This window comes from Streptomyces sp. NPDC023541 (assembly GCF_055559995.1).
In genome coordinates this window covers 309,655-333,696 of the sequence record NZ_JBVHJO010000007.1, presented here as the reverse complement: position 1 = coordinate 333,696, position 24,042 = coordinate 309,655, and the positions used below count along the sequence as shown (strand labels likewise).

Sequence of the window (24,042 nt, the reverse complement as noted above, 5' to 3'; positions counted from 1 at the left end):
CGGCAAGGCTGAAAGTGCGAAGGGACGTCATGCTCGACCACCTGATCAAGGGCGCGACCGTCGTGGACGGCACCGGCGCCCCCGCCCGCGTCGCAGACCTCGCCATACGCGACGGCCGCATCGCCGTCATCGCCGAACCCGGCACCGTCACCGAAGAGGCCCGCACCAGCGAGGACGCCACCGGCCTCGTCCTCACCCCCGGTTTCGTCGACCCGCACACGCACTACGACGCCCAGCTCTTCTGGGACCCGTACGCCACCCCCTCCATGAACCACGGCGTCACCACCGTCGTCGGCGGCAACTGCGGCTTCACCCTCGCCCCGCTCAACCCGGACCGCCCCGAGGACGCCGACTACACCCGCCGCATGATGAGCAAGGTCGAGGGCATGGCCCTCAAGGCCCTGGAGGAGGGCGTCGACTGGACCTGGTCCACCTTCGGCGAGTACCTCGACGCCCTGGAAGGACGGATCGCCGTCAACGCCGGCTTCATGGTCGGGCACTGCGCCCTGCGCCGCCACGTCATGGGCGAGGCGGCCGTCGGCGGACAGCCCACCCCCGAGCAGATGCAGCAGATGCTCGACCTCTTCCACGACGCCATGAACGCCGGCGCCTGGGGCCTGTCCACCACCCAGTCCTCCACCCACTCCGACGGCGCCGGGGCCCCCGTCCCCTCCCGGCACGCCGAGCCCGCCGAACTGCTCGCGCTCTCCCGGGCGGTCGCCGAACACGAGGGCACCCAGCTCGAAGCGATCGTCGCCGGCTGCCTCGACCAGTTCTCCGACGAGGAGATCGACCTCTTCGTCGAGATGAGCGCCGCCGCCGGCCGGCCCCTGAACTGGAACGTGCTCACCATCGACGCCGCCGTCCCCGAACGGGTCCCGCGCCAGCTCGTTGCCAGCGAGCGCGCCCGCAAGGCCGGAGGCCGCATCGTCGCGCTGACGATGCCGATCCTCACCCCCATGAACATGTCACTCAACACCTTCTGCGCGCTGAACCTCATCCCCGGCTGGGGAGAGGTCCTCGGGCTGCCCGTCCCCGAGCGGATCGCCGAACTCCGCGACCCGGACGTCCGCGCCGAAATGCTGCGCCGCGCCGACAGCAAGGAGGCCGGGGTCTTCCGGCGCCTGGCCGACTTCGGCCGGTACGTCATCGGCGACACGTACAGCAAGGAGAACGAGGGGCTCTCCGGACGGGTCGTGAACGACATCGCCGCCGAACGCGGCCAGGACCCCTTCCAATGCCTCGTGGAGATCTGCGCCAACGACGAACTGCGCACCGTGCTCTGGCCGATGCCCACCGACAACGACCCGGCGAGCTGGGCCCTGCGCGCCGAGACCTGGCGGCACGAGGACGTCACGCTCGGCGGCTCCGACGCCGGCGCGCACCTGGACCGGATGTGCGGAGCCCCGTACACGACCCGCTTCCTCGGCGACTGCCTGCGCGGCCGCAAGCTGGTGCCGCTGGAAGAGGCCGTACGGATGCTCACGGACGACCCGGCCCGGCTGTTCGGGCTGCGCGAGCGCGGCCGGCTCGCCGAGGGCTACCACGCGGACCTGGTCCTCTTCGACCCCGAGCGCATCGAGGCGGGCCCGGCCACCCTTGTCCACGACCTGCCCGGCGACAGCCCCCGCCTGGACGCGCGGGCCGTCGGCATCGTCTCGGTACGGGTCAACGGCGTCGAGACCGTCCGCGATGACGAGGTGACGGGCGCCGTCCCCGGCACCGTGCTGCGGTCGGGCCGGGACACGAGGACGGTGAGCACGCGTTGAACACGCAACCCCTCTACATCGGCGGCGAGTGGGTGGAGCCGGCCGGCGGCCACTACGAGGTGGTCAACCCGGCAGACGAGTCGGTGGTCGGGCTCGCCCCCGAGGCCTCGCGCGAACAGGTCGCCGACGCCGCCCGCGCCGCGGCCGAGGCCTTCGGGAGCTGGTCGCGCACGACCCCGCAGGCACGGGCGGCGATCCTCGACCGGGCCGCGGACATCATGCAGCGCGAGTTCGATCCGTGGACGGCGCTGGCGCAGGCCGAGACGGGCGCGCCGACCGGGATCGCGCGGGGCATGCAGGTCGGCGTCGGCGTCGCCCGCTTCCGCCGGTACGCCAAGGGCGCTCTGGAACCGGTCGAGAAGGGGCTGCCGCCGCAGGTCACCGAGGCCGGCCCGATGGGGAGGGCGAGCATCCTGGGAGCGCTGGAGGTCCGCCAGCCGGTCGGCGTGGTCACCTGCATCACCTCCTACAACAACCCGTGGGCGAACCCGGCCGGCAAGGTGGCACCCGCCCTGGCCATGGGCAACACGGTCGTCGTGAAGCCGGCCCCCCAAGACCCCCTGTCCGTCTTCAGGATGGCGCAGGCGCTGCACGAGGCCGGGGTCCCGGCGGGCGTCGTCAACGTGGTCGGCGGGCAGGCGGTGGAGGTCGGCGAGGCCGCCGTGGACTCCCCGTACGTGGACATGGTGTCCTTCACCGGCTCCACCGGCGTCGGCCAGCGCATCGCGGAGGTCTGCGGCCGCACGATGAAGCGGCAGCTGATGGAGCTCGGCGGCAAGGGCGCCGCCGTCGTCCTGGACGACGCGGACCTGGACGCGGCGGTGATGGGGATCGGGACCACCTTCTCCTTCTACTCCGGCCAGATCTGCACCGCCCCCACCCGCGTGATCGTCCACCGGTCGGTCTACGAGCAGCTCATGGAGAAGCTCACCGGCTACCTGGCCTTCATGAAGGTCGGCGACCCGGCGGCGGCCGGAACGGTCGTCGGCCCGGTCATCTCCGCGGCCCACCGCGACCGTGTGGAGTCCTACGTGGAGCTGGGCAGGAAGGAGGGCGCGCGGATCGCCTACGGCGGCGAGCGCCCCGTGATCGGTGACGGCCGCGGCTTCTACGTGGCACCCACCCTGCTCGTGGACTGCACCAACGACATGCGGGTGGTCCGCGAGGAGATCTTCGGCCCGGTCGTCGTGGTCGTCCCCTTCGACGGCGACGAGGACGAAGCGGTCCGGCTGGCCAACGACAGCGACTTCGGGCTGCTGTCCTACGTGTGGTCCGGCGACTCGGCGCGCGCCTTCCGCGTGGCGCGGCGGCTGCGCGCGGGCGGGGTCGGCGTGAACACCGTCGGCCGGAACATGGAGGCCCCCTTCGGCGGCTTCAAGCGCAGCGGGGTGGGCCGTGATGTCGGCTCGTACGCCCTGCACGCGTACAGCGAAGTGCAGTCGATCGTCTGGACGACCTAGGGGGTCCGGCCGGGGGCGGTTGCCCCCGGCCGGACCCGTGTCATGCCGGCGGGGTGCGCGGGGGCTCGCGGTGGCCGAGGGCCTCGGCCAGTTCGCCGTCGCCGCCGGCGAACGTAGCGAAGGCCTTCGGGTCGTCCCTCTCCAGCCGTCGCAGGGCGGCGGCCGCCCGGTCCCGGGGCGGGGCGCCGTCGTCGGGCAGCCGCCAATCGAAGTAGAGCGATCCACCGGTGCCGGGAGGCGGCGCGGACGGTTCGTACCTGAGATGGACCACCGTGGTGTCCGGCTCGCGCCAGTCGGTGCCGATCCAGTGCGGCGAGAGCTCCCACCGGGCCGTCAGTTCGGGCCGGTCGCGCAGGCCCGCCGCGATCAGGCGGGCGGTGCTGCGGGCCGGCCAGCACCAGGAGTGGTCCCGTACGGCGCGCGCGAGTTCGGTGTCGTAGGCGGCCGCGTCGAAGTGGTAGGCGGGCGGCGGCGGGCCGACCGCTCCGCGCCAGCCGTCCCACACCACCTCGTCGCCGTCCCGGCGGATCGTCACATACAGCGCTCCGCAGCAGCCCTCGGTGCAGTACGCCTCGGCGAGCTGCACCTCGCGCGGCTGCGGTACGGCACGCAGCCGGCCGCTGTCGAGGAGGTACTCGGGCGCGTGGCCCCTGCCCTTTCCGAACAACGCGGGGACGAGTGGGATCCCGTCGATCAGGATCCGGGTCTCCACGGCGGAGGGGTCCTCGCAGTCGTGGACGACGGCCAACTCCCACCGACGGGGGTCCCCGGCTTCGGCGTGGGCGAAGGGTAGGTGCCGGTTGCGCCGGAACCAGTCCGCCCGCCGGTCTCCGGGTACGGGCTCGGGTACGGGGTCCGGCGCGGCCGCGGGCAGCAGCCGGTCCAGCGCGTCGAGCAGGGCCCGACGCCGTCCGGGCCGCCAGTTCAGCAGGACGGGGGCGCCGCTGTGCAGGTCGAGGGCGATCGACAGCAGCAGGGACCAGTGCTCCGGGGTCGGGGGCAGCTCGTCGGCGTGCCGGACCAGGGCCTCGTACACGGCCCGGGCGGGCAGGTAGTCGAGGATTTCGGCGCGGCTGTCCAGTTGGTCGGCCATCCGGTGCAGCAGCCGGCCGGCCAGCGCGAGCAGGTCGGCGTCCTGCGGCCGGGCCCGGAGCAACCCGTGCAGGTCGGCGGCCTCGGCGATGCGCCGGGCGAGCCACATGGCCTGCGACTCGTCCGGCAGGGAGACCAGGGCGGACCGGGTGGCCTCCGCGTCGCCGGAGGTGATCGCCTCGGTCAGGGGGGTCAGCCGCTCGGAGCGGTCGCGGCTGCGGATGACCAGCAGGGCCGCCGCCTGCCGGTCGAGCGGGTCGAGGGCGGCGCTCGCGGTGTCCGCCAGGCCGCGCAGCATGCCGAGGGCCTTGAGGCAGGGCACGTCCTCGGGCTCGCCGAGGCGGATCAGCAGGGCCATCCCGACGCCGACGGCCGCAGGGTCGGTACCGGTGCGGGCAAGCTGCCGGGCGGTCCGCCGGGCGGCGTCCTCGTCGGTGAGGGCGAGCCGTGCGGCGTGTGCGCGCAGGGTGCGGCGGGGCATGGCCAGTTCGGCGACCCGCCGGTGGACGGCCGCGGCGGCCCGTACCGGGTCGGGGTCGGCGAGCAGGGGCGTGAGGGCGTCGGTGACTTCGGCCCGTGCCTGTTGCCAGGTCAGGCCCTCGCGGCTGGGTTCCGGTGGCCCGTCGGGCAGGGGATAGCCCTTCCGCGGGATCCGGCCGTGCGGCTCGATGCCGTGGCGGAAGAGGGCGTAGTCGTAGAGGGAGGTCGTCCGGGAGCTGAGCGGCGGGCGCTCTTCGCGGGCGCTCACGGGGCTGGGTGGGACTCGATTCCGTAGGTCATGCGACGAGGGTGCCAGGAGTGATCATCCGGCGTCCAACGAGAAAACCGCCTCGCCGCGGACCCGGCCGTTGACCTGGAGCTGCACCAGGTGCTCGCCCGAGTGGTAGCGGCGGGTGGTGATCGGCTTGAAGGAGTGGCGCCTGGTGCCGCTGAGGGTCTCGCCGGGGGCCAGCGGGCGGGTGACGAGCTTGAAGACCTTCGGGGTGCGGGTGCCGTTCGCCTTCGTGTGGTGCACGACGTAGTCGATCACCAGCTCGGCCGGGAGCTCGCCGGTGTTGGTGACGGCGTAGTGGAAGACGAGGTATTCCCCGACGGCCACCCGCGGGGTGGTCACCACCGGCCCGTGCACGGTGACCGGTACGTCCGGGGCGTGCCCGAGGAGGGTCAGCGCCTCGGGCCGGCCGGCCTTGACCAGGGTGCGCAGGCCGTGCCGGACGACGCGGTCGGTCGTGTCGGCGGGCTCGGCCAGCCAGCGGGCCGCGGTCTCGACGGCGAGGGCGGGATGGTCCCGGCTGATGTCGTTGAGGTGGTTGGAGACGGAGCGGCGGACGTACTCGGACGCGTCGAGGTAGAGGGCGTCCAGCACCGGCAGGGCCGGGCGCGGGTCGGCGACGAACGCCGGGAGCTGCGGGGCCCACGGCAGCCGGGGGCGCGTGCCCTCGCTGGCGAGGCGCCGTACGTGCGGGTCCGGGTCGTCCGTCCACTTCCGTACGACGGCCAGGGCGCGGTCCGCGTCGGCGCGCAGGAAGGGCCGTACCGCGGATTCGGCCGTCAGCCGGGAGGTGAGGTCGTGCAGCAGCTCCAGTCCGGGCTCGAACACCTCCAGTCCGCGGACGGCGACGGCCTCGTTGACGGGGAAGGTCATCCATCCCTCGAAGCCGGGCTCGGCGAGGGCGGTGCGCACGACGGCCTCGAAGGCCGGCCAGTCCTCGGGCAGGTCGGCGAGGACGGCGTCGCGGACGGCGGCGACCCGGCCGCTGTACGTCAGCCCGTCGAGGGCGGTGGCGCGGGCGGTCAGGGCGGGCGCGGTCCGGCGGCCGCCGGACCGGGCGAGGAGGCGGGCAAGGGCGGTGACGGTGTCCGCGCTGAGGAGCTCATCGGCCGTGGGCATGGGGACAGTCTCGCGGATCGCACACCCGGCCCGCCGGTTCGTCAGTCCTTGTAGTAGTCCGTGAGGACACAGCCCTTCACCAGGGCGGGCTCCTTGCGGAAGCCGCTCGGCGGGTTGAAGTCCGGGTGGCAGTTGAGCATGAGCAGTCCGGCCTGGGGCTGGAGCAGGGCGCTCATGGCGTCCGAGCTCTCGGATCCCATGGCGAAGTCCTGGCCGACGACGATGCCGCTGTTGCGGTTCCCGCTGCCTTCCTTCGCCGTCAGGGCCTTGAAGGCGGTCTGGAAGGCCTTCGCGTCCTTGTAGAGGACGATGGTGGTGGTGTTCCGCCTGCCGCAGTATCCGGTCTCGGTCACGGTGGCGTTCGAGCCGAAGGAGGCCTCCGGGCCCGAGCTCGGTCCGCCCTCCCCGGGGTCGGGGCTGACCGGGTCGCACTTGGTGTAGCCGTTGACGAAGCGGGCGGCCGCGGCCATGGTGCCGGCCTTGGGCAGCTTCTGGAAGGCGGTCCCGTCCTTGGGTGCGTTCCCGTTGACCCCGCCGTCGGTGACGCCGCTCGTCCCGGTGTCGGCGCCGGAGCCGACGCCGCCGACGGTCGGGTTCGCGCCGCCTCCGCAGGCGGTGAGGGTGAGCAGCGCGGTGACGGCCGCGGCCGATGCCAGCAGTGTTCCGGTGCGCATGTGCGTGGTGACTCCCCCGTGAATGACCTTGATCGGCGGTGACTCTAGGTCGGCGATCATGTCCACGGCAAACTGGTCGCATACCCCGTTACCACTGGTCACCGCAAAGTCACGAGGGAAAGTTTGGAAAGGGGTAAACCGGACATGCCTTCGGTTTCCGCATACCGAAAGCCTCTCGGTCGAGCCTGCCGATTCCCGGCTGGGTGTCTGAGTGGACCTTTCATTAAGCTCTCATGAACTCTCTAGACCTCAAGATTCCAAGGCGTCGCCGCCCGTTCTCTTCCGGAGTCCGATCCTCCAGATGTGGAATGCGCACCATCTAACGTCCTGACCCATGACTCAGCTGGACGTTCGGCCTCAGGCCGGAGACACGGTAAGCGGCGTCGCCGACGGCGACGTTCGCGGCAAGGGACTCGGCAAGGGGTCCGTCGGGCTCGTGGGCAGTGCCGTCATCGGCATCTCCACCGTCGCCCCCGTCTACTGCCTGACCTCAACCCTCGGCTCCACTGCTGGCGAGGTCGGCATGCAGATGCCCGCGATCTTCCTCGCCGGCTTCCTCCCGATGCTCCTGGTCGCCTTCGCCTACCGCGAGCTCAACAAGGCCATGCCGGACTGCGGCACCTCCTTCACCTGGACCGTCAAGGCCTTCGGCCCCCGGATCGGCTGGATGTGCGGCTGGGGCCTGGTGATCGCCACGATCATCGTCCTCTCCAACCTCGCGGGCGTCGCCACCTCCTACTTCTGGCTGCTGGCCGGCGAGATCACGGGCAACCCGTCGATCGCCGCCCTGGACGACAACAAGCTCGTCCACATCGCCACCTGCCTGACCCTGATCGCCCTCGCGACCGCCATCAGCTACCGCGGCATGACCGCCACCAAGGGCGTCCAGTACGCCCTGGTCGGACTCCAGCTCGTCGTGCTGGCCGTCTTCGTCGTGATGGCCTTCCAGAAGGCCTCCGCCGGCACCTTCGACACCGGCCTGGACTTCTCCTGGTCCTGGATGAACCCCTTCGCGGTCGAGTCCATGGCGGCCTTCACCGCCGGACTCTCGCTCTCGATCTTCATGTACTGGGGTTGGGACGCGTGCCTGGCCACCAATGAGGAAACCACCGGCTCCACGAAGACCCCCGGCCGCGCCTCACTCATCGCGATGGTCGTGCTCGTCGGCTCCTACCTCGCCACCGGCGTCGCCGCCCAGATGGCCGTCGGCTCGGGCGGCGAAGGCCTCGGCCTCGCCAACGAGGAGACCTCCGACAACGTCTTCGCGGCCCTCGCCGGCCCGGTGATGGGCCCGGTCCTCGGCATCCTGCTCTTCGTCGCCGTCCTGGCCTCCGCCGCGGCCTCGTTGCAGACCACCTTCATCCCGGTGGCCCGCACGGTCCTCGCGATGTCGGCGTACGAGGCGCTGCCGCCCTCCTACGCCAAGGTCCACCCCACGTTCAAGACCCCGGGCCGCGCCACCGTCATGGCGGGCGCCGCCACCGGGCTCTTCTACACGGTGATGACCCTGGTCAGCGAGAACGTCCTGACCGACACGATCTTCGCGCTCGGCCTGATGATCTGCTTCTACTACTCGCTGACCGCCTTCGCCTGCGCCTGGTACTTCCGCGCCGAGCTGCGCCGCTCCTCCCGCGACCTGTTCTTCAAGGGAGTCTTCCCGGTCCTCGGCGGAGTCCTCCTGGCCGCGGTCTTCTGCAAGACCCTCTTCGACATGTGGGACCCGTCCTACGGATCCGGTTCCACCGTCCTCGGCGTCGGCGGCGTCTTCATCATCGGCGTCGGCCTGCTGGCCCTCGGCCTGGTGATCATGTTCGTCACCGAGCGCCGCAGCCCCGCCTTCTTCCGCGGCGAGGTCCTCACCAAGTCCACCCCGGCCCTGGTGGTCGAGGACTGACCCCAGCCGGAACCGCCGGAACCCGGCGGAGCCCCACCCGCGACGCCACCCGCGCGCCACCCGCCGAGTCATCCCCGCGGCCCCGGATCGATCCCCCCGATCCGGGGCCGCCGGCGTTCCCGGCGGTGACCTCGGGTGCGGGAGGTCGTTGGGCCGGGCATGACTGCCATGAAGCGCACCCTCGCCGCCCTGGTCCTGTCCGGGGGCGCCGCCCTCGCACTCGTTCCCGCCGCCGCGCACGCCGCCGACGAGCCGGCTGCCGGGGCGGCGCCGCTCGTCGGCCGCGTCGTCGACATCGCCGACCACCCCGCGCAGACCGTCCAGGACGCGAAGACGGCGGTCGCGGTGACCCAGGGGGCGGTCGGCTCCGCCACGAAGGCGACCGACAGCTCACTCGGGGGCGTCGGCTCCGCCCTGCCGAAGACCCCGAAGGTCGACTGATCCAGCCGGTACGGGGCCGGGCCGGGATTTCGGCCCGGCCCGCTCGTTGAACAGCGCATGATCCTCTGGTTGCTCAACAGCCTCAGCACGTTCGTCATCGCCGTCCTCCTCGTCGGCGGCCTCACCGGGCTCGCCGTGGCCGGGAGCGTGGCGGCCCGCCGCCGCTTCCCGCACCTGGCCCAGGGAGAACACAACGAGATGGTCGGGATCGCGCTCGGCATGTTCGGCGCGATCTACGGCATCATCCTCGCGTTCGTCGTCGTCACCCTGTGGACGCAGCTGGAAACCACCCAGGGCATCGTCGCCGCAGAGGCCAGTGACCTGGCGACCCTCGTGCGCAGCGCCGACGCCTTCCCCGCGGCCGACCGCGCGAGGGTGCACGCGGCCGTCGGCGCGTACTCGCACGCCGTCGTCGAGGTGCAGTGGCCCCTGATGCGCGAGGGCCGGCCCAGCTACGAGGCGACCGGCGCGCAGACGCACGCCCTGTACCAGGCCCTCATGGCCTACGAGCCGCAGGGACCCCGCGCCGAGACCTTCTACGGGGAGGCGGCCTCCAGCCTCAACGACCTCAACTCGCAGCGCCGGGCCCGGATCACGATGGCCGAGACCTCCCTGCCGGTCCTGCTGCAGGTGCTCGTGTACGGGGGCGCGCTCGTGATCGTCCCGCTCACCTTCCTCTTCGGGCTGCGCAGCCTGAAGATGCAACTGCTCTTCGTGTCGGCCGTCGCCGGACTGATCGGCTTCAGCCTGCTCCTGGTGGTGGCCCTGGACCGGCCCTTCGCGGGGGACCTGAGCGTGAGCCCCGCGCCCTACAAGGAGGCGGCGCTGGCGCGGTTCTGGACGGCCGACACCCCGGCGGATCAGCCCCAGGTGCGGGAGCAGAGCACCAGCCGGTAGCCGTCCGGGTCCTCGACGGTGACACCCCACTCGTCCCAGTACGGGTTGTGCGAGACGACCCGGGTCCCACCGTGCTCGACGAGGCGCTGCACCAGGGCCTCGTCGGGCTTCTCGCCGAGGTACAGCACGAACAGGTCGTCGACCGTGGGCGCGGGCACGACCGGGTTCGAGGCGTCCCGGGTGAGTTCGAAGTGCCATCCGCCCCCGGCCGGTCCGACCATCAGCAGGTCGTGCTCCCCGGGCACGGTCTCGGCGCTCCGCCACTGCACCTCCAACCCGAGCCCGTCGACGTAGAAACGCTCGGCGGCGCCCAGGTCCAGGGAGGGCCGGGCGACACGGACACGGGTACGTGAATCGATCATGCACGGCAGCGTACGGGCGGACCGAGCCCCCGTGGCCGGTAATCGTCCCGTCACCGGCCGCCGCGGATTCCGCTTGGGCGCGGCGGCCCTCCCCGCGCCGTGCGGCGCGGGCGGAGCAGGGTGTCCCCCTCACCTTCAGGGCAGGGTCGAATACCGGCCACATCCCTTCTGACCTGGGTAAATGTGCTTCGTGATGCGTGATGCATCGGCCTAAGATCGACTCTGCCGACGGCCCGCTCATGCCGCTTTTCGGGGGGAGCGGCATGGGCCGGAACAACCGTCTCAGGGTCCGTCCGGCCTCTGCTTCACACCGACACGGGGGAAACCGAACCATGCACAAGAACCTTCTGCGCGCCTCGGCTGTCAGCGCGGCGGCGATCGCCTTCTGCGGCGTCATCTCCGTCTCGCAGGCGAGCGCGGCGCAGACCTGCTCGACCGGCGGTACCAACGCCCGCATCCAGGTCATGACCGGGATCATTCCGGAGGCGCAGCTGTCCGTACCGACCTGCGTCGAGGCCGTCGCGGACGGCAAGGTCCGCGGCAAGGCCACCGTCAACTGGGGCTTCGTCAACGACGGCCAGTCCGACATGACCAGCAAGCGCTTCACCTCCTTCAAGGTGACGACGCGTCTGGAGAGCCGTGTCCCGGGTGGCACCGACGTCGTGGTCAACAGCAAGACCTGCGACATCACGGCCAACATCAACGCCACGCCCGAGAGCAGCTTCACCTGCCTGACCCCCGCGGTGACCCTGGACCCGAGCAAGCAGTGGTCCGGCGACGCGACCGTCGTCTACGATATCGAGGGCGACGGCAAGGGCCCCGTCACCTGGCAGCTCACGGGCTCGCCCCTGATGAGCTGACCCCGCTCCACGTCCCGGACCCGTCCGGGACGCAGACGCTCACCCGGTAGGTCGCCGGGTGGGTGAGGCGACCGCAGAACAGGTGGCCGGGGCCCTTCTCCGGCCGGTTCCGTTCCCGGTCGCGCTGCTGCCTCTGCTTGCGTTTGCGCCGGCCGGGCATGTGCGGCGGCCTCCGTGCGGGGTCACGGCCGCCATCGGGGGGCCTCCTCGTCCGGGGTGTCGGGGCCGGCGAAGTGGAACGGCACGCCGAGGTGGTCCGCCAGGGCGCGGCCCGCCTCGGCGGCGGCTTCGGCCGGGTCGCGGTCCCTGCGGCTGTAGACCGTGGCGAGGTGCCGCTCCTCGGCGGGACCGTCCGTGATCGCCAGGAGGTTCACGAACCAGTCGTGGACGGTGTCCCCGTCCCAAACGGCCTCGACCGCCACCACCCGCCCCGGCAGGCCGCCGGCGAGAGCGGCCAGGGACTCCAGGTCCAGCGGGCTCTCGGGCGTACGGGCGATCTTGTCGCCGTGGAAGACGTACCGCTCGTGGACCACCGTCTCGGCGTCGTGGAGGCCGATGCCGCGGGCCCGCCCGGCGTCCCAAACGAGCTTCACCGCCGGCAGGAGGCGGTCCTGCAGGACGTACCCGTCGACCTGGGCGCGGATTCCCGCCGGAAGCGCCTCCCAGAGGCCCCCGTCCTGCGCCGGGTCCTGCGTCTCCGTCTGCGTCTCCGCCTGCGTCTGCCTGCTGGGCATGCCGACCCGTCCCCCTCGATCCGTCCGGCTGTCATCGTCCACGGCGGCCGGCCCCGCCGTCGAGGGGATTTCTCCCGCCCCGGACGCGGACGGAATAGCTCCGTAAGCAGGGAGAGTTGCACGCCGCATGACGACCGACAGATTGACCGACGCCGACCGCTCGTTCCTCTTCGTCCTCGGCAGTTCCCGGCCGGACGGCAATACCGAGATCCTCGCCCGGGCAGCGGCGGAGCAGCTGCCCGCCGGTATCCCGCAGCGCTGGGTGGACCTGGCGAAGGACCCGCTGCCCGACTTCCAGGACGGCCGGCACGAGGACGGGACCTGGCCGATGAGCGAGCAGGAGGCGGAGCTGCGCCGCGCCACGATGGAGGCCACCGACATCGTCATCGCCTCGCCCCTGTACTGGTACGCGGTCTCCGCCCACACCAAGCGCTACCTCGACTACTGGTCCGGCTGGCTGGGAGTGCCCGGCCTGGACTTCAAGCAGCGGATGGGCGGCCGCACGCTGTGGGGCGTCACGGCGATGGCCGAGGAGGACGAGGACACCGCCGACGGCCTGATCACCAGCCTCAACAACACGGCCGCCTACTTGCGGATGCGCTTCGGAGGCGTCCTGCTCGGCAACGGCTCCCGGCCCGGCCAGGTGCGCGGCGACGAGCGTGCGATGACCCGCGCCAAGACCTTCTTCGAGCGCGAGGCCGCGCTCGCCCGGTTCCCCTCCGAGGAGGTGACCGGGGAGCGGTAGCCGCATCCGCTCAGCGGGCGCCCGTGACCCCGTCCAGGAACGCGGTCCAGACGCCGGGGGTGACGGCCAGCTCGGGGCCGGCCGTCACCTTGGAGTCCCGGACGTGCACGGCGTCGGGGCACGTGGCGACCTCGACGCAGTCGTCGCCTTCGCTGCCACTGTGCGTGGACTTGTGCCAGGAGAGGGCGACCTCGACGCAGCTGTCACCCTCGCTTCCGCTGTAGCTGCTCTTGAACCACCGCACATCGGAGCTGTTCACAGGGAACCTCGCATTCGCATCAACAGGCCCGTGCTGTCAGCAGGATTGAGGGCCTGGATGCGAAGTTTGGCATACCGCTGGTGGAGGACGCTGACGGCTTTCGGGTCGGAGATGACCTGGCCCGTCTTCTGGCCCTCGCTGTAGCCCAGCCACTCGTGTTCATCGGTTTCCAGGAGCCGGAAGGGGCCGTCGGTTCCCGCGTGAACCGGCTGGACCAGAGGCATGATCTGGATGTCGACGTTGGGGAGCTCTCCCCACTCCAGGAGGCGGTCGATCAGCTCCCGCGTGACCTGCGGCCCTCCCGTGCGCCGCTCGATCAGCGCCTGCTCGATGACGAAGCTGAAGAGGGCGTACGGGACGCGGTGCAGCAGCTTCTGGCGTTCCAGGCGGACCGAGACGCGGGCCTCCGCCTCCTCCGGGGTGGCCAGCGGCGGGACGTTGTCGATGAGGGCGCGGGCGTAGGACTCCGGTTGGAGAAGCCCCGGCACCGACCGGCACTCGTACGTGTTGAGGGTGACGGCCACTTCCTCCAGCTCCGCCCACCGCCGGAACCATGACGCCAGGCCGCGCCGCCGCGTCAGCTGCTTCGCCGCGATGCCGATGACGCCGAAGGTGTCCAGTACCGCCTCGGTCTTGTTCACGAACTTCTGCGACGGGTGGCGGCGGCCCTGCTCCACCGAGCCGACGTACTGGACCGAGTACCCGATCAGCGGCGCCAGTTGCTCCTGGGTCAGGCCGGCGCGTTTGCGGGAGGCCTTGACCGTCTCGCCGAAGCTGCGCAGGTTGTCGTCCGGCTCGACCTCGCCGTCACCGCTGTCGTCGGCACTCACCATGGCGGTCACCTCCCCGACAGTCAGGCTCACGCACCGTGACTCCGCCTGTCCAGGGAGTGCACTCGTACAGTTGATTTGTACGAGTCCGGGTGGTGTTGAACGAGCCTGGCCAGGCGGGATGTTGGCGGCATGACCGCACCTTCCGGCCGCGCCCGGACCCTCGTACGCGTGTTCACCCAGCGTTTCACCAGCACCCGTCGCGGGGCCCGGCTCGCGCGGCAGCTGGCCCTCGTCGAGCTCCACGACTGGGGCTTTCCCGAATCCACCGCGCTGTCCGCCGACGCCGGCCTCCTCGTGGCCGAACTCGCCGCCAACGCCGTCCGCCACGGCCGCGTCCCGGGGCGGGACTTCGAGCTGAAGCTGACGCTCCTGGAGGACTGCCTGCGCGTCGAGGTGTCCGACGCCCGCCGCGACCGCCGCCCGGCCGTCCGGCCGCACGCCTACCAGGCGGAATCCGGCTACGGCCTGCGCATCGTGGACGCCGTCGCCGCCGACTGGGGCGTCACGGAACGCATCGTCGGCAAGACGGTCTGGGCGGAGCTGAGCCGCCGGCGGTGCCCCCCTCCCGGGCTCATGTAGTGGACATATAAGCTCCGCCTGCCCGTCGTGTGATGGTCACCGGGCGGGGACGTGCTGAGCTGGGGGCTCCATGAGACTGCTGCCGTCGGGCAGAACAAGACGCGGGAGACCGGGGAGGGGCAGGGCCGCGATCACGTCCGGGGCGCTGCTGCTCGGCCTCCTGGCGTCGTTCACCGGTCAGACCGGAGCCGCTGCCGCGGCGACGCCGCCACCGGCTGCCACCGGTCCCGCTGCTGCCGCCGTTCCGGTGTCGGGGCCCGAGGCCGCCGTGCCGAAGACGGACCCGGCGGGCGACCGCGAGGCCGTGGTGCGCTCGCTCCAGCAGAGCGGCCAGGCAGCAGCCGGTGCCTGCCCGACGGCCCTGCAGCCGAGCACCATCGTCAACTGCGCGGTGGAGCCGAACACGACGGCGTCGTTCTCCATCGCGCTGTCCGCGCCCGACGTGGTCGTCCTGCAGCTCGCCACGTCGCCCGGGATCATCCGGCCCAAGCTGGTCTCGCCCACGGGCGCCACCGTGACCTGCGAGCACGTGCGGGGTGCGGGCGACTACGCCTACGGGGCGGTCCGCTGCCCCGCGGCCCAGGCGGGCACCTACACGATGAAGGTCGAGAACGGCACAAGTTCGCAGACCCAGATCTGGACCTCGTACCTGCCGCTTGCCTCGTTCACCGCCTGCAAGACCGTCGCTCCCGGCGACCGCAGGCTCGGCGCCCCCACGGTGTTCCAGGGCTCCCTGCCGGCCGGTTCGGCAGGTGACTGCTACGCGCTGGACCTGGCCGCGAACGACGTGCTCCGCAGCTACTCGTCCTCGAAGGACGTCCACCACAGCGTCTACGACGCGACCGGCAAGCAGATCTGCGCCAGCGTCTACGCCTGGCAGAACACCGGTAGCGTCGCGCTCGACTGCAAGCTCGCCGGAACCGCGCCGTTCCGGATGATGGCGATCAGCGCCTTCGGGGCGAGCCAGGCGGCCTACGACGTCACCCTGGCGCGGCTCTCCCGCCCGGAGGGCTGCGCGGTGGTGGAGCCGCTGGCGTTCGGGACCTCCCCGGACCTGGGCTCCACGGCGCGCTGCCGCACCCTGCGGGTCAACCAGCCCGCCTGGCACGCCTTCGGTCCGGTCGCGTCGGGTACGGCCCCCACCGGCACGCTGTTCGACACGGCCGGCGCCGTCGTCCCGGGACTCTGCCAGTACGGCGGATGCGACCTGCCCGCTGGCGACCACACGTGGGCGGCCACTCCCACACCCGAGGCCCCCGGCGCCTTCGGCATGGCACTCCACTCCGCCAAGGAGACCCGGGGCTGCACCGCCACCCACGACAACGGTCTCGTCGCCGGGCCGGCGACCGGCACCTTCGGCGGACCCGGGCAGCAGCTGTGCCTGACCCTGCCGACCGCCTCCGGCAAGGGCGTGTACCTGCTCGACCGGACGCCCGCCGGCGGGCAGGCCCTCAGCGCCGTGGTGTACGACGCGGCCGGCCTCAAGCAGTGCGAGTACTCCGGCTACCACCCGGTCTGCAAGCTGACCGGTACCGCGCCCTTCCGGGCCGTCCTGACCGGTACGCCGTCGCAGGCGTACGCGCTGGCGGTCCACCGGACCGGCGAGGCCGCGGGATGCGTGGCCTGGCCGCAGACCGGCTTCGACGGATCGGCGGGGGCGCAGGTGTCGCTGACCTCGGGCGGACGGCAGTCCTGCCTGAGCCTGCCTGCCGACAAGCACACGGCCGCCGAGGTACTGGCCTACTCCCAGCCCTTCAACCGGCAGTGGGCGACGTTCTACGTCGCCGACCCCGCGGGCAACGTCGCGTGCCTCGGCGGCGCGGTCCTGGCATGTCCCCTGACGCCCGGCACCCCGTACACCGTCATGCTGGTCGGACAGGCAGACACGTACAAGCTGGCACGGCGTGACGTCTCGGCGACGGCGAGCTGCACCGCCCCGGTGTCGACGAAGGTCGGCGGCCAGGCCACGTCCTTCGACCTGGGCTCGGCGCTCGACGCCCGCTGCCTGCGGGTGAGCGGCGCCGCCACCGACAAGTTCTGGCTGAGCGCCAGGACGGCCGGCGGCAAGGACGACCCCTCGGCGACGCTGCAGGTGGTCGACGCCGGTGGCAGGTACATGTGCGAGCAGTACACCGTGGCCTGCCGGGTCACCGGGTCCACCTCGTACGTCGCGATCGTCCACACCAAGAACCACGCGGGCAGCCCGGTCCACGCCGACGTGGACACCTGGAAGGTCGGCACGTCCGCGGGCTGGGCGCCGGAGTGCACCGCGAACCGGATCTCGGTGGCGGGCTTCCCGAACCGCAGCGGCGTGCTGACGGAGTCCTCCACCGCCTACTGCGCGGTGGTCGACATGAAGCCCTCGCAGAGTTTCGGCGTCGGCGTGCCGTTCACGACCAACGACCTCGCCAGCCAGGCCGCCCCCGAACGGAGCCTGCTGGGCCCCGGCGTATGGGAGGGCACCGGCACCACGTCCAAGTACGGGTGCGATGCGCACGGCCTCTGCTCCACCGAGAGCGATGCCCAGGCCGGCCAGGCAGTACTGCTGCTGAGTGCCGGCAGGACGGCCCTGCCGGTCGAATTCACCATGGGCGGATCCTGCGTCACGACGTGCAGTGGCCAGCAGCCCAGTCCGTGGGTGTCCGGGATCAGCCCGGCCACCGGTCCCGCGGGGACGAGGAACCAGGCGGTCGTGCACGGGCAGAACCTCACCCTCGGCACGGAACTCATGCTGATGCCCAGTGGCACACAGTACGAACAGGGCCCCTACCTGAAGCCGCTGTCCGTGAGCCCGGACGGGACCTCGATGAAGGTGCTCGTCGACACGACCGGCCTCCAGCCGGGTCTGTACGACGTGGGGCCCTTCATCGGACACAGGATCACCAAGGCGTACACGGTGACGGCGCCGCCGACGGCCGCCAAGAGCCGGTTCGTGCCGCACGGCCCGTCGCGGTTCCTGGACACGCGTGACGGCACGGGCGCGACGAAGCAGCGGGTCGGACCGGGTGGGGTCGTCACCCTGCAGGTCGCCGGTGTGAAGGGCGTTCCGGCGAGCGGGGTCACGGCCGTGGTCATGAACGTGACCGCTGTGCAGCCGACCGAGGCCGGGCACGTGATGGTGTACCCGAACGGGCAGCCCAAGCCCTCGGTGTCGAACCTGAACTTCGCGCCCGGGCAGATCGTGCCCAACCTGGTGACGGTGCCGGTGGTGAACGGCAAGGTCGACCTGCGCAACAACGCAGGATCGGTGGACCTGATCGCCGACGTCACCGGCTACTACACCGACCAGTCCGGGGCGGGCTCCGGGCTGAACCCGGTCACGCCGTCGCGGTTCCTGGACACGCGTGACGGCACGGGCGCGACGAAGCAGCGGGTCGGACCGGGTGGGGTCGTCACCCTGCAGGTGGCCGGTGTGAAGGGCGTTCCGGCGAGCGGCGTGACGGCCGTGGTCATGAACGTGACGGCGGTCCAGCCGACCGAGGCGGGCCATGTGACGGTCTACCCGAACGGGCAGGCGGCGCCGGGCGTTTCGAACCTCAACTTCACGCCCGGGCAGATCGTCCCGAACCTGGTGACCGTCCCGGTCGTCAACGGCAAGGTCGACCTGCGCAACAACTCCGGTTCGGTGGACCTGATCGCCGACGTCACCGGCTACTACGCGGCGCAAGGGTCGGCGTTCTCGGCCGGTGCGCCGGTTCGGCTGCTCGACACGCGGGACGGGACCGGCGCCCGCGCCGGAACCGTCGGCGGTGGCGGCATCGTCAGCCTGCAGGTGGCGGGCGTCGAGGGCGTGCCGCTCACGGGAGTGACCGCGGTGGTCCTGAACGTCACGGTCACCAACCCCTCCCAGGCCGGCCACCTCATCGTGCACCCACACGGCACCGGGCGGCCGAACGTGTCGAATCTCAACTACACGGCGGGGCAGACCGTCTCCAACCTGGTGGTCGTGCCGGTGGTGGACGGCCGGGTGACGTTCTTCAACAACTCCGGCGCCGTCGACGTGATCGCCGACCTGAACGGCTACTTCACGTCCTGAGATCCGCGCAGAAGTGATCCGGGGCCCGTCCGATCGCACGATCGGGCGGGCCCCGCTGCCGTACGTGAGCGCAGAGGTCAGAGGTACTGGGCGAAGTCGTCCAGGGCGCGCAGGATGTCCGGCTCGGGGGCCGAGGGGAGCTGGAGGACGACCTCCTCGATGCCGAGGTCGGCGTAGTGGGCGAGCTTGCCCGGGCTGGGGTGCACCGCGTACGGGACCACCTGGAGGGATTTCGGGTCGCGTCCGGCGGTCTCCCAGACCTGGCGCAGCACCGGGAGCGACTCGGTCAGGCCGCCGCCGCCGATCGGGAGCCAGCCGTCGGCGTGGTCGGCGATCGCGGTGAACAGCTTCGGGCCGGCCGCACCGCCGATGAGGGTGCGGGGGCCGTGCAGGGCTGAGCCGGGGCCGAGTTCGCGCGGGGCCTGGGCGGGCTTGGGGTGGGCGCTGCTGGCCTGGACGGAGCAGTACTGGCCCACGTACGCCGTCGGCTCCGGCGCCCACAGGGCGCGCATCAGGGCCATGCGGTCGCGGACCAGGTCGCGGCGGATGCGCCACTCGACGCCGTGGTCGGCGGCCTCCTCGACGTTCCAGCCGTAGCCGATGCCCAGGGTGAAGCGGCCGCCGGAGAGGTGGTCGAGGGTCGCGACCTGCTTCGCGAGGCCGATCGGGTCGTGCTGGGCGACCAGGGTGATGCCGGTGCCCAGGTGCAGGTGTGCGGTGACCGCGGCGGCCTGGCCGAGGGCGACGAAGGGGTCGAGGGTGCGGCCGTACATGTCGGGGAGTTCGCCGCCCATGGGCGCGGCGGTCTCGCGGGCGACCGGGATGTGGGTGTGCTCCGGCAGGTAGAGGCCCGAGAAGCCGCGCTCCTCCAGACTGCGGGCGAGACGGACGGGGGAGACGGAGCGGTCGGTGAGGAAGACGGTCGTGGCGATCCGCATGTGTGCTGGCACCTCCGGCGGCCGGGACGTGGGAACGCCACGGTACGGTCTCGGGCCGTGGTTGTTGAGAGGGCGTCAGGTCCTGGGGGTGCCCGTCAGCCGCGCGGGTAGCGGGCGAGCCAGCCGGGGGAGGAGGCCGATGGGCTGTGCAGGGTCGGGCCCTGGGTCATCTCCAGGGCGAAGTCGTCGCACAGTTCGAGGAGCGTGGCACGGCCTTCGAGCTCCGCGAGCCAGGCGGGCGGGAGGGCGGTCTCGCCGTGCAGCGCGCCGAGCAGTGCCCCGCAGAGGGTGCCGGTGGCGGCGGAGTCGCCGCCGTGGTTGACGGCGAGGCGCAGGCCGTGGGCGACGTCCTCGGCGACGAGGGCGCAGTAGACGGCGACGGCGAGGGCGTCGGAGGCGTCGGGGGCGGAGGTCGCGCCGGGCGCGCCGGGTGCGCCGGGCGCGCCGGGTGCGCCGGTCGGGCCGGTCGGGCCGGGCGTCCCGGGAGCGGACTTGCCGGCGGTGAGCGCTTCGACGGTGTCGGGGCCGGGCGGGCCCTGGGTGACCGCCGACATGGCGCGCTGGAGGGCGTCGGTGACGGGCTGGTGGCCGGGGCGCGCCCCCAGCAGTCCCAGGGCGCGCCGGACGGCGGCGTCGGGGGAGTCGCCGCGGGTCAGACCGTGGACGATGACGGCGAGCGCGCCGGCCGAGAGGTGGGCGGTGGGATGGCCGTGGCTCTGCGCGGCGCATTCGACGCTGAGCTGGAGGACGAGAGCGGGCTCCCAGCCGACCAGCAGCCCGAAGGGGGCCGAGCGGGCGGCGGCGGCCGCGCCGCGGGCGGTCGGGTTCTTGGGCTGGTCGAGGGTGGCGAGGACGTTGTCGCCGAAGCCGGTCAGGCAGGCGCGATCCGGGTTGCGGCGGGCGTAGAGCCACTCCTGCTGCGCGAGCCAGCCGTTGTCCTCGCGGCGCTCGTCGGGGCCCCAGTCGTGCTGGGTCGCCGCCCAGCGGCGGTACGCGCGGTGCACGTCGGTGGGCGGGTGCCAGACGCCCGTGTCCCGGCGTACGTGGGCCCGTATCAGCCCGTCCACGGTGAAGAGGCTGAGCTGGGTGGCGGCGGTGATCCGGCCGCGGCGGCCGTGCGCGACGGCGGGGCCGGTCAGACCGTCGGGGCCGTGCGCCTCGCGGACGGCGTCGAGGGAGAGGCCCGCGAGGGGCGCGCCGAGGGCGTCGCCGAGGGCCGCGCCGAGGAGCGTGCCGCGGATGCGGCTGCGGAAGTCCTGCTGCTCGATGCGGCCCCAGAGGCCGGTGACGATCCCCCGCCCGAGCGTCCTGCCTCCGGCGGGGCCGCCGGAATCCCCCGGCCCGCCCCCCGGCCGCCCCCCGGCCGGTCCGGCCGCGCCGCCCCCGGCCGCCGGGGCGGGGCCCGGACCCGCTGAGCCGCCCGGCTGCCCCTGGCCTCCGGCCGGTCCGAGGCCCAGGTGCGCTGCGCCGCCCGGCTGCCCCTGGCCTCCGGCCGGGCCGGCTTCGGCGGGAGCGGGACCCATCTGGGCCGGGCCCGCTACGCCGCCCGGCTGTCCGTGGCCTGCGGCCGGGACCGGGACCGGGGCCGGCACCGGGCCGGGCTGCTCCGGGCCTGCGGCTGGGGGGGAGCCCGTGGGGGTCTGGTCGGAGGACGGGCCTGCGGTTGAGGCGGGGATCGCGTAACCCCGGCCTGCGGCCGGGTTCGCGCGAGCCGCGTGGGCGTTGCCGTTCGTGCCGTCGTTCGTACCGATCACGTCGTCCCCCCGGGCCGATGGCCGCCGAGCATACGAAATCCGCACTGTAGTGGACAGGTTCGATCGGATCCGGAGGCGGTCCGCCAAGCGAACAGTTCCGGCCGCCACCTGGCCGGTGCCACGTTTTGCCACTCACCTACCGGGATCATGCGCCGTTCTCCGGCGGCGGGGAGGGGGCCCGCGCCACGGGCCCCCTCCGCCGCGCTCAGTCCAGTACCGGCAGCAGCTCCGGCAGGTGCCCGTCCGATGCGCGGGCCGCCTGCTGCCGCTCCTGCGGCACCTCCCCGTACAGCGTCGTACGGGGCTTCGCGGGACGGCCCGCCGCCTCCGCGACCGCGACCAGGTCCTGGACCGACTTGTACGAGCCGTAACTCGACCCGGCCATCCGGGAAATGGTCTCCTCCATCAGCGTCCCGCCCAGGTCGTTCGCCCCGGAGCGGAGCATCTCCGCCGCGCCCTCGCTGCCCAGCTTCACCCAACTGGTCTGGATGTTGGGGATGTGCGGGTGCAGCAGCAGCCGGGCCATCGCCGTCACCGCGCGGTTGTCGCGGACCGTCGGGCCGGGCCGGGAGATGCCCGCCAGGTACACGGGGGCGTTGGTGTGGATGAAGGGGAGCGTGACGAACTCCGTGAAACCGCCCGTCCGTTCCTGGATGCGGGCCAGCGTGCGGAAGTGGCCGAGCCAGTGCCGGGGCTGGTCCACGTGCCCGTACATCATCGTGGACGAGGAGCGGATCCCCAGCTCGTGCGCGGTGCTCACCACGTCGATCCAGTCCGCCGTCGGCAGCTTGCCCTTGGTCAGGACCCAGCGCACCTCGTCGTCCAGGATCTCCGCCGCCGTCCCCGGGATCGAGTCCAGGCCGGCCTCCTTGGCCGCCGTCAGCCAGTCCCGTACTGACATGCCCGTGCGGGTCGCGCCGTTGACGACCTCCATCGGCGAGAAGGCGTGCACGTGCATGCCCGGCACCCGCTGCTTGACCGCCCGCGCGATGTCGAAGTACGCGGTCCCCGGCAGGTCGGGGTGGATACCGCCCTGCATGCACACCTCGACCGCGCCGACGTCCCAGGCCTGGGCGGCCCGGTCGGCGACCTGGTCGAGGGAGAGGGTGTAGGCGTCGGCGTCCGTACGGCGCTGCGCGAAGGCGCAGAAACGGCAGCCGGTGTAACAGACGTTGGTGAAGTTGATGTTCCGCGTGACGATGTAGGTGACGTCCTCGCCGACGACCGACTTGCGCAGGTCGTCCGCGATCCGGCACAGGGCGTCGAGGGCCGGCCCGTCCGCGTGCAGCAGCGCGAGCGCCTGCGCGTCGGTGAGCTTCTGCGGGTCTTCGGCGGCCTGCGCCAGGGCGGCCCGTACGTCGGTGTCGATGCGCTCGGGCACCATGCCCGGCGCGGCCGCTTCGCGCAGGGCCTCCCAGTCGCCGTAGACGTGGTCGAAGTCCTCGCGCCGGTCGGTGGTGCGGCCCTCGGTGTCGATGGCGGTGTGCAGGTCCGTACGTCCGGTGCCGGTGCGCCCGTACGCGGCGAAGCCCTCGTCGGGCTCCTGCCAGGGGCGGCCCACGAGGGCCGCGGACTCGTCCGCCAGGCCGGTCTCCGCGTCGGCCAGCGCCCGTACGTGCGGCAGCAGGCGCGGGTCCAGCCAGGGCTCGCCGCGCTGGAGGAACTCCGGGTAGATGGTGAGGCGCTCGCGCAGCTCGAAGCCGGCGGCCGCGGTCCGCGCGGCCAACTCCTCGATGTGCGGCCAGGGGCGCTCGGGGTTGACGTGGTCGGGGGTCAGCGGGGAGACGCCGCCCCAGTCGTCGATGCCCGCGCCGATGAGCAGGGCGTACTCGGCGTCCACCAGGTTCGGCGGGGCCTGGATGCGGGCGCTCGGGCCCAGGATGTGGCGGGCGACGGCGATGGCCGCGGCCAGCTCCTCCAGCTCCGCGTCCGGCATGCCGCGCATGGCGGTGTCCGGCTTGGCGCGGAAGTTCTGGACGATGACCTCCTGGATGCCGTGGTAGCTGCGCTGGATCCGCCGGAGCTCGAAGAACGCCTCGGCCCGCTCCTCGTAGGACTCGCCGATCCCGATCAGCACCCCGGTGGTGAAGGGGACGTTGGAGCGGCCCGCGTCCTCCAGCACCCGCAGCCGGACCGCCGGATCCTTGTCGGGGGAGCCGTGGTGGGGGCCGCCGGGCTCGGACCACAGGCGGGTGGCGGTGGTCTCCAGCATCATGCCCATGGACGGGGCGACGGGCTTCAGGCGCTGGAGTTCGGACCACGACATGACACCGGGGTTGAGGTGCGGCAGCAGCCCCGTCTCCTCCAGGACGCGGATCGCCATGGCGCGGACGTAGGCGAGGGTGTCGTCGTAGCCGTGCGCGTCGAGCCACTCGCGGGCCTCGGGCCAGCGGTCCTCGGGTCGGTCGCCGAGGGTGAAGAGGGCCTCCTTGCATCCCATCGCCGCACCCCTGCGGGCGATGTCGAGGACCTCGTCGGGGGACAGGTACATGCCGTGTCCGTCCCGGCGGAGCTTGCCGGGGACGGTGACGAAGGTGCAGTAGTGGCACTTGTCGCGGCAGAGGCGGGTGAGGGGGATGAAGACCTTGCGCGAGTACGTGATGACACCGGGCCGCCCGGCGGCGGCGAGCCCGGCGTCCCTGACGCGAGCGGCGGAGGCGGCGAGGTCGGTGAGGGCCTCGCCGCGCGCCTGGAGGAGTACGGCCGCCTCGGCCGCGTCGAGCGCGACGCCGTCTCGGGCCCGTCGCAGCGCGCGGCGCATCGCGTTTTCGGTCGGAGCGTCACTCGGAGTGGTCATGTGGTGAGCATACGATCCGTGGGCGCC

Annotated in this window: 19 protein-coding genes; 9 read left to right on the top strand and 10 right to left on the bottom strand. The window is 72.4% G+C overall.

Going from position 1 to position 24,042, the window contains the following annotated elements; translation table 11 throughout:
• Positions 1-29: 29 nt before the first annotated feature.
• Complete coding sequence (locus ACZ3X1_RS19950) at positions 30-1,769, top strand: N-acyl-D-amino-acid deacylase family protein (RefSeq protein WP_467280465.1); 1,740 nt, start codon at positions 30-32, stop codon at positions 1,767-1,769.
• Positions 1,766-3,229 (top strand): aldehyde dehydrogenase family protein, encoded by a 1,464-nt coding sequence (locus tag ACZ3X1_RS19945; RefSeq protein ID WP_356813978.1) that lies wholly within the window; start codon positions 1,766-1,768, stop codon positions 3,227-3,229. Before ACZ3X1_RS19950 ends, ACZ3X1_RS19945 begins: the two co-directional genes overlap by 4 nt.
• A 40-nt stretch (positions 3,230-3,269) precedes the next feature.
• Here ACZ3X1_RS19945 and ACZ3X1_RS19940 read toward each other — a convergent pair whose 3' ends face one another.
• From ACZ3X1_RS19940 to ACZ3X1_RS19930, 3 genes are read right to left on the bottom strand one after another with little or no spacing between them, the layout of a single operon-like run.
• Positions 3,270-5,069: a hypothetical protein gene (locus ACZ3X1_RS19940; protein WP_467280464.1), complete on the bottom strand. Its 1,800-nt coding sequence runs from the start codon at positions 5,067-5,069 to the stop codon at positions 3,270-3,272.
• Between the two features lie 54 nt (positions 5,070-5,123).
• A complete protein-coding gene (locus ACZ3X1_RS19935; RefSeq protein WP_467280463.1) occupies positions 5,124-6,212 on the bottom strand; it encodes a DNA alkylation repair protein in 1,089 nt (362 codons plus the stop codon).
• 41 nt (positions 6,213-6,253) lie between these two features.
• Positions 6,254-6,886, bottom strand: a complete 633-nt coding sequence (locus ACZ3X1_RS19930; protein WP_467280461.1) for a hypothetical protein — start codon at positions 6,884-6,886, stop codon at positions 6,254-6,256.
• 334 nt (positions 6,887-7,220) lie between these two features.
• Here ACZ3X1_RS19930 and ACZ3X1_RS19925 point away from each other — a divergent pair, with 334 nt between their 5' ends.
• From ACZ3X1_RS19925 to ACZ3X1_RS19915, 3 genes are all read left to right on the top strand, one after another.
• On the top strand, positions 7,221-8,780 hold the full coding sequence (locus ACZ3X1_RS19925) for an APC family permease (RefSeq protein ID WP_356813983.1): 1,560 nt from the start codon (positions 7,221-7,223) through the stop codon (positions 8,778-8,780).
• 159 nt (positions 8,781-8,939) lie between these two features.
• Positions 8,940-9,221, top strand: coding sequence for a hypothetical protein (locus ACZ3X1_RS19920; protein WP_467280460.1), 282 nt, complete (start codon positions 8,940-8,942; stop codon positions 9,219-9,221).
• 57 nt (positions 9,222-9,278) lie between these two features.
• Positions 9,279-10,118 carry a bestrophin-like domain gene (locus tag ACZ3X1_RS19915; protein WP_467280459.1) on the top strand — a complete coding sequence of 280 codons (840 nt, stop codon included), beginning with the start codon at positions 9,279-9,281 and terminating at the stop codon, positions 10,116-10,118.
• Here ACZ3X1_RS19915 and ACZ3X1_RS19910 read toward each other — a convergent pair.
• The gene (locus ACZ3X1_RS19910) at positions 10,082-10,480 is read right to left on the bottom strand and encodes a VOC family protein (RefSeq protein ID WP_467280458.1); all 399 of its coding nucleotides are present in this window, start codon (positions 10,478-10,480) and stop codon (positions 10,082-10,084) included. The two genes, ACZ3X1_RS19915 and ACZ3X1_RS19910, sit on opposite strands and share 37 nt — an antisense overlap.
• A gap of 332 nt (positions 10,481-10,812) precedes the next feature.
• Here ACZ3X1_RS19910 and ACZ3X1_RS19905 point away from each other — a divergent pair, with 332 nt between their 5' ends.
• Positions 10,813-11,340, top strand: a complete 528-nt coding sequence (locus ACZ3X1_RS19905) for a hypothetical protein (protein ID WP_467280457.1) — start codon at positions 10,813-10,815, stop codon at positions 11,338-11,340.
• A 182-nt stretch (positions 11,341-11,522) separates the two neighbouring features.
• Here the strand turns inward: ACZ3X1_RS19905 and ACZ3X1_RS19900 are convergent, their stop codons facing one another.
• Positions 11,523-12,074 (bottom strand): hypothetical protein, encoded by a 552-nt coding sequence (locus ACZ3X1_RS19900; protein ID WP_467280456.1) that lies wholly within the window; start codon positions 12,072-12,074, stop codon positions 11,523-11,525.
• A gap of 127 nt (positions 12,075-12,201) precedes the next feature.
• Here ACZ3X1_RS19900 and ACZ3X1_RS19895 point away from each other — a divergent pair, with 127 nt between their 5' ends.
• A complete protein-coding gene (locus tag ACZ3X1_RS19895; protein WP_467280455.1) occupies positions 12,202-12,819 on the top strand; it encodes a flavodoxin family protein in 618 nt (205 codons plus the stop codon).
• Positions 12,820-12,829: 10 nt separating this feature from the next.
• On the opposite strand, the gene ACZ3X1_RS19890 is transcribed toward ACZ3X1_RS19895, so the two are convergent.
• Both ACZ3X1_RS19890 and ACZ3X1_RS19885 read right to left on the bottom strand, forming a co-directional pair.
• Complete coding sequence (locus ACZ3X1_RS19890; RefSeq protein ID WP_467280454.1) at positions 12,830-13,078, bottom strand: DUF397 domain-containing protein; 249 nt, start codon at positions 13,076-13,078, stop codon at positions 12,830-12,832.
• Positions 13,075-13,911 carry a helix-turn-helix domain-containing protein gene (locus tag ACZ3X1_RS19885; RefSeq protein ID WP_467280564.1) on the bottom strand — a complete coding sequence of 279 codons (837 nt, stop codon included), beginning with the start codon at positions 13,909-13,911 and terminating at the stop codon, positions 13,075-13,077. The genes ACZ3X1_RS19890 and ACZ3X1_RS19885 overlap by 4 nt, the downstream gene beginning before the upstream one ends.
• 129 nt (positions 13,912-14,040) lie before the next feature.
• On the opposite strand from ACZ3X1_RS19885, the gene ACZ3X1_RS19880 reads away from it, so the two are divergent.
• Positions 14,041-14,490 carry an ATP-binding protein gene (locus ACZ3X1_RS19880; protein ID WP_356813994.1) on the top strand — a complete coding sequence of 150 codons (450 nt, stop codon included), beginning with the start codon at positions 14,041-14,043 and terminating at the stop codon, positions 14,488-14,490.
• A gap of 268 nt (positions 14,491-14,758) precedes the next feature.
• Complete coding sequence (locus ACZ3X1_RS19875) at positions 14,759-18,526, top strand: hypothetical protein (protein ID WP_467280453.1); 3,768 nt, start codon at positions 14,759-14,761, stop codon at positions 18,524-18,526.
• A 77-nt stretch (positions 18,527-18,603) separates the two neighbouring features.
• Here ACZ3X1_RS19875 and ACZ3X1_RS19870 read toward each other — a convergent pair whose 3' ends face one another.
• The 3 genes from ACZ3X1_RS19870 to ACZ3X1_RS19860 form a co-directional block, all read right to left on the bottom strand.
• Complete coding sequence (locus tag ACZ3X1_RS19870; RefSeq protein WP_467280452.1) at positions 18,604-19,464, bottom strand: TIGR03619 family F420-dependent LLM class oxidoreductase; 861 nt, start codon at positions 19,462-19,464, stop codon at positions 18,604-18,606.
• Positions 19,465-19,559: 95 nt separating this feature from the next.
• Positions 19,560-20,756, bottom strand: a complete 1,197-nt coding sequence (locus ACZ3X1_RS19865; protein WP_467280563.1) for an ADP-ribosylglycohydrolase family protein — start codon at positions 20,754-20,756, stop codon at positions 19,560-19,562.
• Between the two features lie 667 nt (positions 20,757-21,423).
• On the bottom strand, positions 21,424-24,015 hold the full coding sequence (locus tag ACZ3X1_RS19860) for a bifunctional FO biosynthesis protein CofGH (RefSeq protein ID WP_467280451.1): 2,592 nt from the start codon (positions 24,013-24,015) through the stop codon (positions 21,424-21,426).
• Between the last annotated feature and the right edge of the window lie 27 nt (positions 24,016-24,042).

Coding starts and splice junctions, on each gene's coding strand:
- ACZ3X1_RS19860 (WP_467280451.1), bottom strand. CDS start 24,015: ATGACCACTCCGAGTGACGCTCCGACCGAAAACGCGATGCGCCGCGCG.
- ACZ3X1_RS19930 (WP_467280461.1), bottom strand. CDS start 6,886: ATGCGCACCGGAACACTGCTGGCATCGGCCGCGGCCGTCACCGCGCTG.
- ACZ3X1_RS19870 (WP_467280452.1), bottom strand. CDS start 19,464: ATGCGGATCGCCACGACCGTCTTCCTCACCGACCGCTCCGTCTCCCCC.
- ACZ3X1_RS19885 (WP_467280564.1), bottom strand. CDS start 13,911: ATGGTGAGTGCCGACGACAGCGGTGACGGCGAGGTCGAGCCGGACGAC.
- ACZ3X1_RS19920 (WP_467280460.1), top strand. CDS start 8,940: ATGACTGCCATGAAGCGCACCCTCGCCGCCCTGGTCCTGTCCGGGGGC.
- ACZ3X1_RS19925 (WP_356813983.1), top strand. CDS start 7,221: ATGACTCAGCTGGACGTTCGGCCTCAGGCCGGAGACACGGTAAGCGGC.
- ACZ3X1_RS19935 (WP_467280463.1), bottom strand. CDS start 6,212: ATGCCCACGGCCGATGAGCTCCTCAGCGCGGACACCGTCACCGCCCTT.
- ACZ3X1_RS19950 (WP_467280465.1), top strand. CDS start 30: ATGCTCGACCACCTGATCAAGGGCGCGACCGTCGTGGACGGCACCGGC.
- ACZ3X1_RS19895 (WP_467280455.1), top strand. CDS start 12,202: ATGACGACCGACAGATTGACCGACGCCGACCGCTCGTTCCTCTTCGTC.
- ACZ3X1_RS19910 (WP_467280458.1), bottom strand. CDS start 10,480: ATGATCGATTCACGTACCCGTGTCCGTGTCGCCCGGCCCTCCCTGGAC.
- ACZ3X1_RS19880 (WP_356813994.1), top strand. CDS start 14,041: ATGACCGCACCTTCCGGCCGCGCCCGGACCCTCGTACGCGTGTTCACC.
- ACZ3X1_RS19900 (WP_467280456.1), bottom strand. CDS start 12,074: ATGCCCAGCAGGCAGACGCAGGCGGAGACGCAGACGGAGACGCAGGAC.
- ACZ3X1_RS19905 (WP_467280457.1), top strand. CDS start 10,813: ATGCACAAGAACCTTCTGCGCGCCTCGGCTGTCAGCGCGGCGGCGATC.
- ACZ3X1_RS19915 (WP_467280459.1), top strand. CDS start 9,279: ATGATCCTCTGGTTGCTCAACAGCCTCAGCACGTTCGTCATCGCCGTC.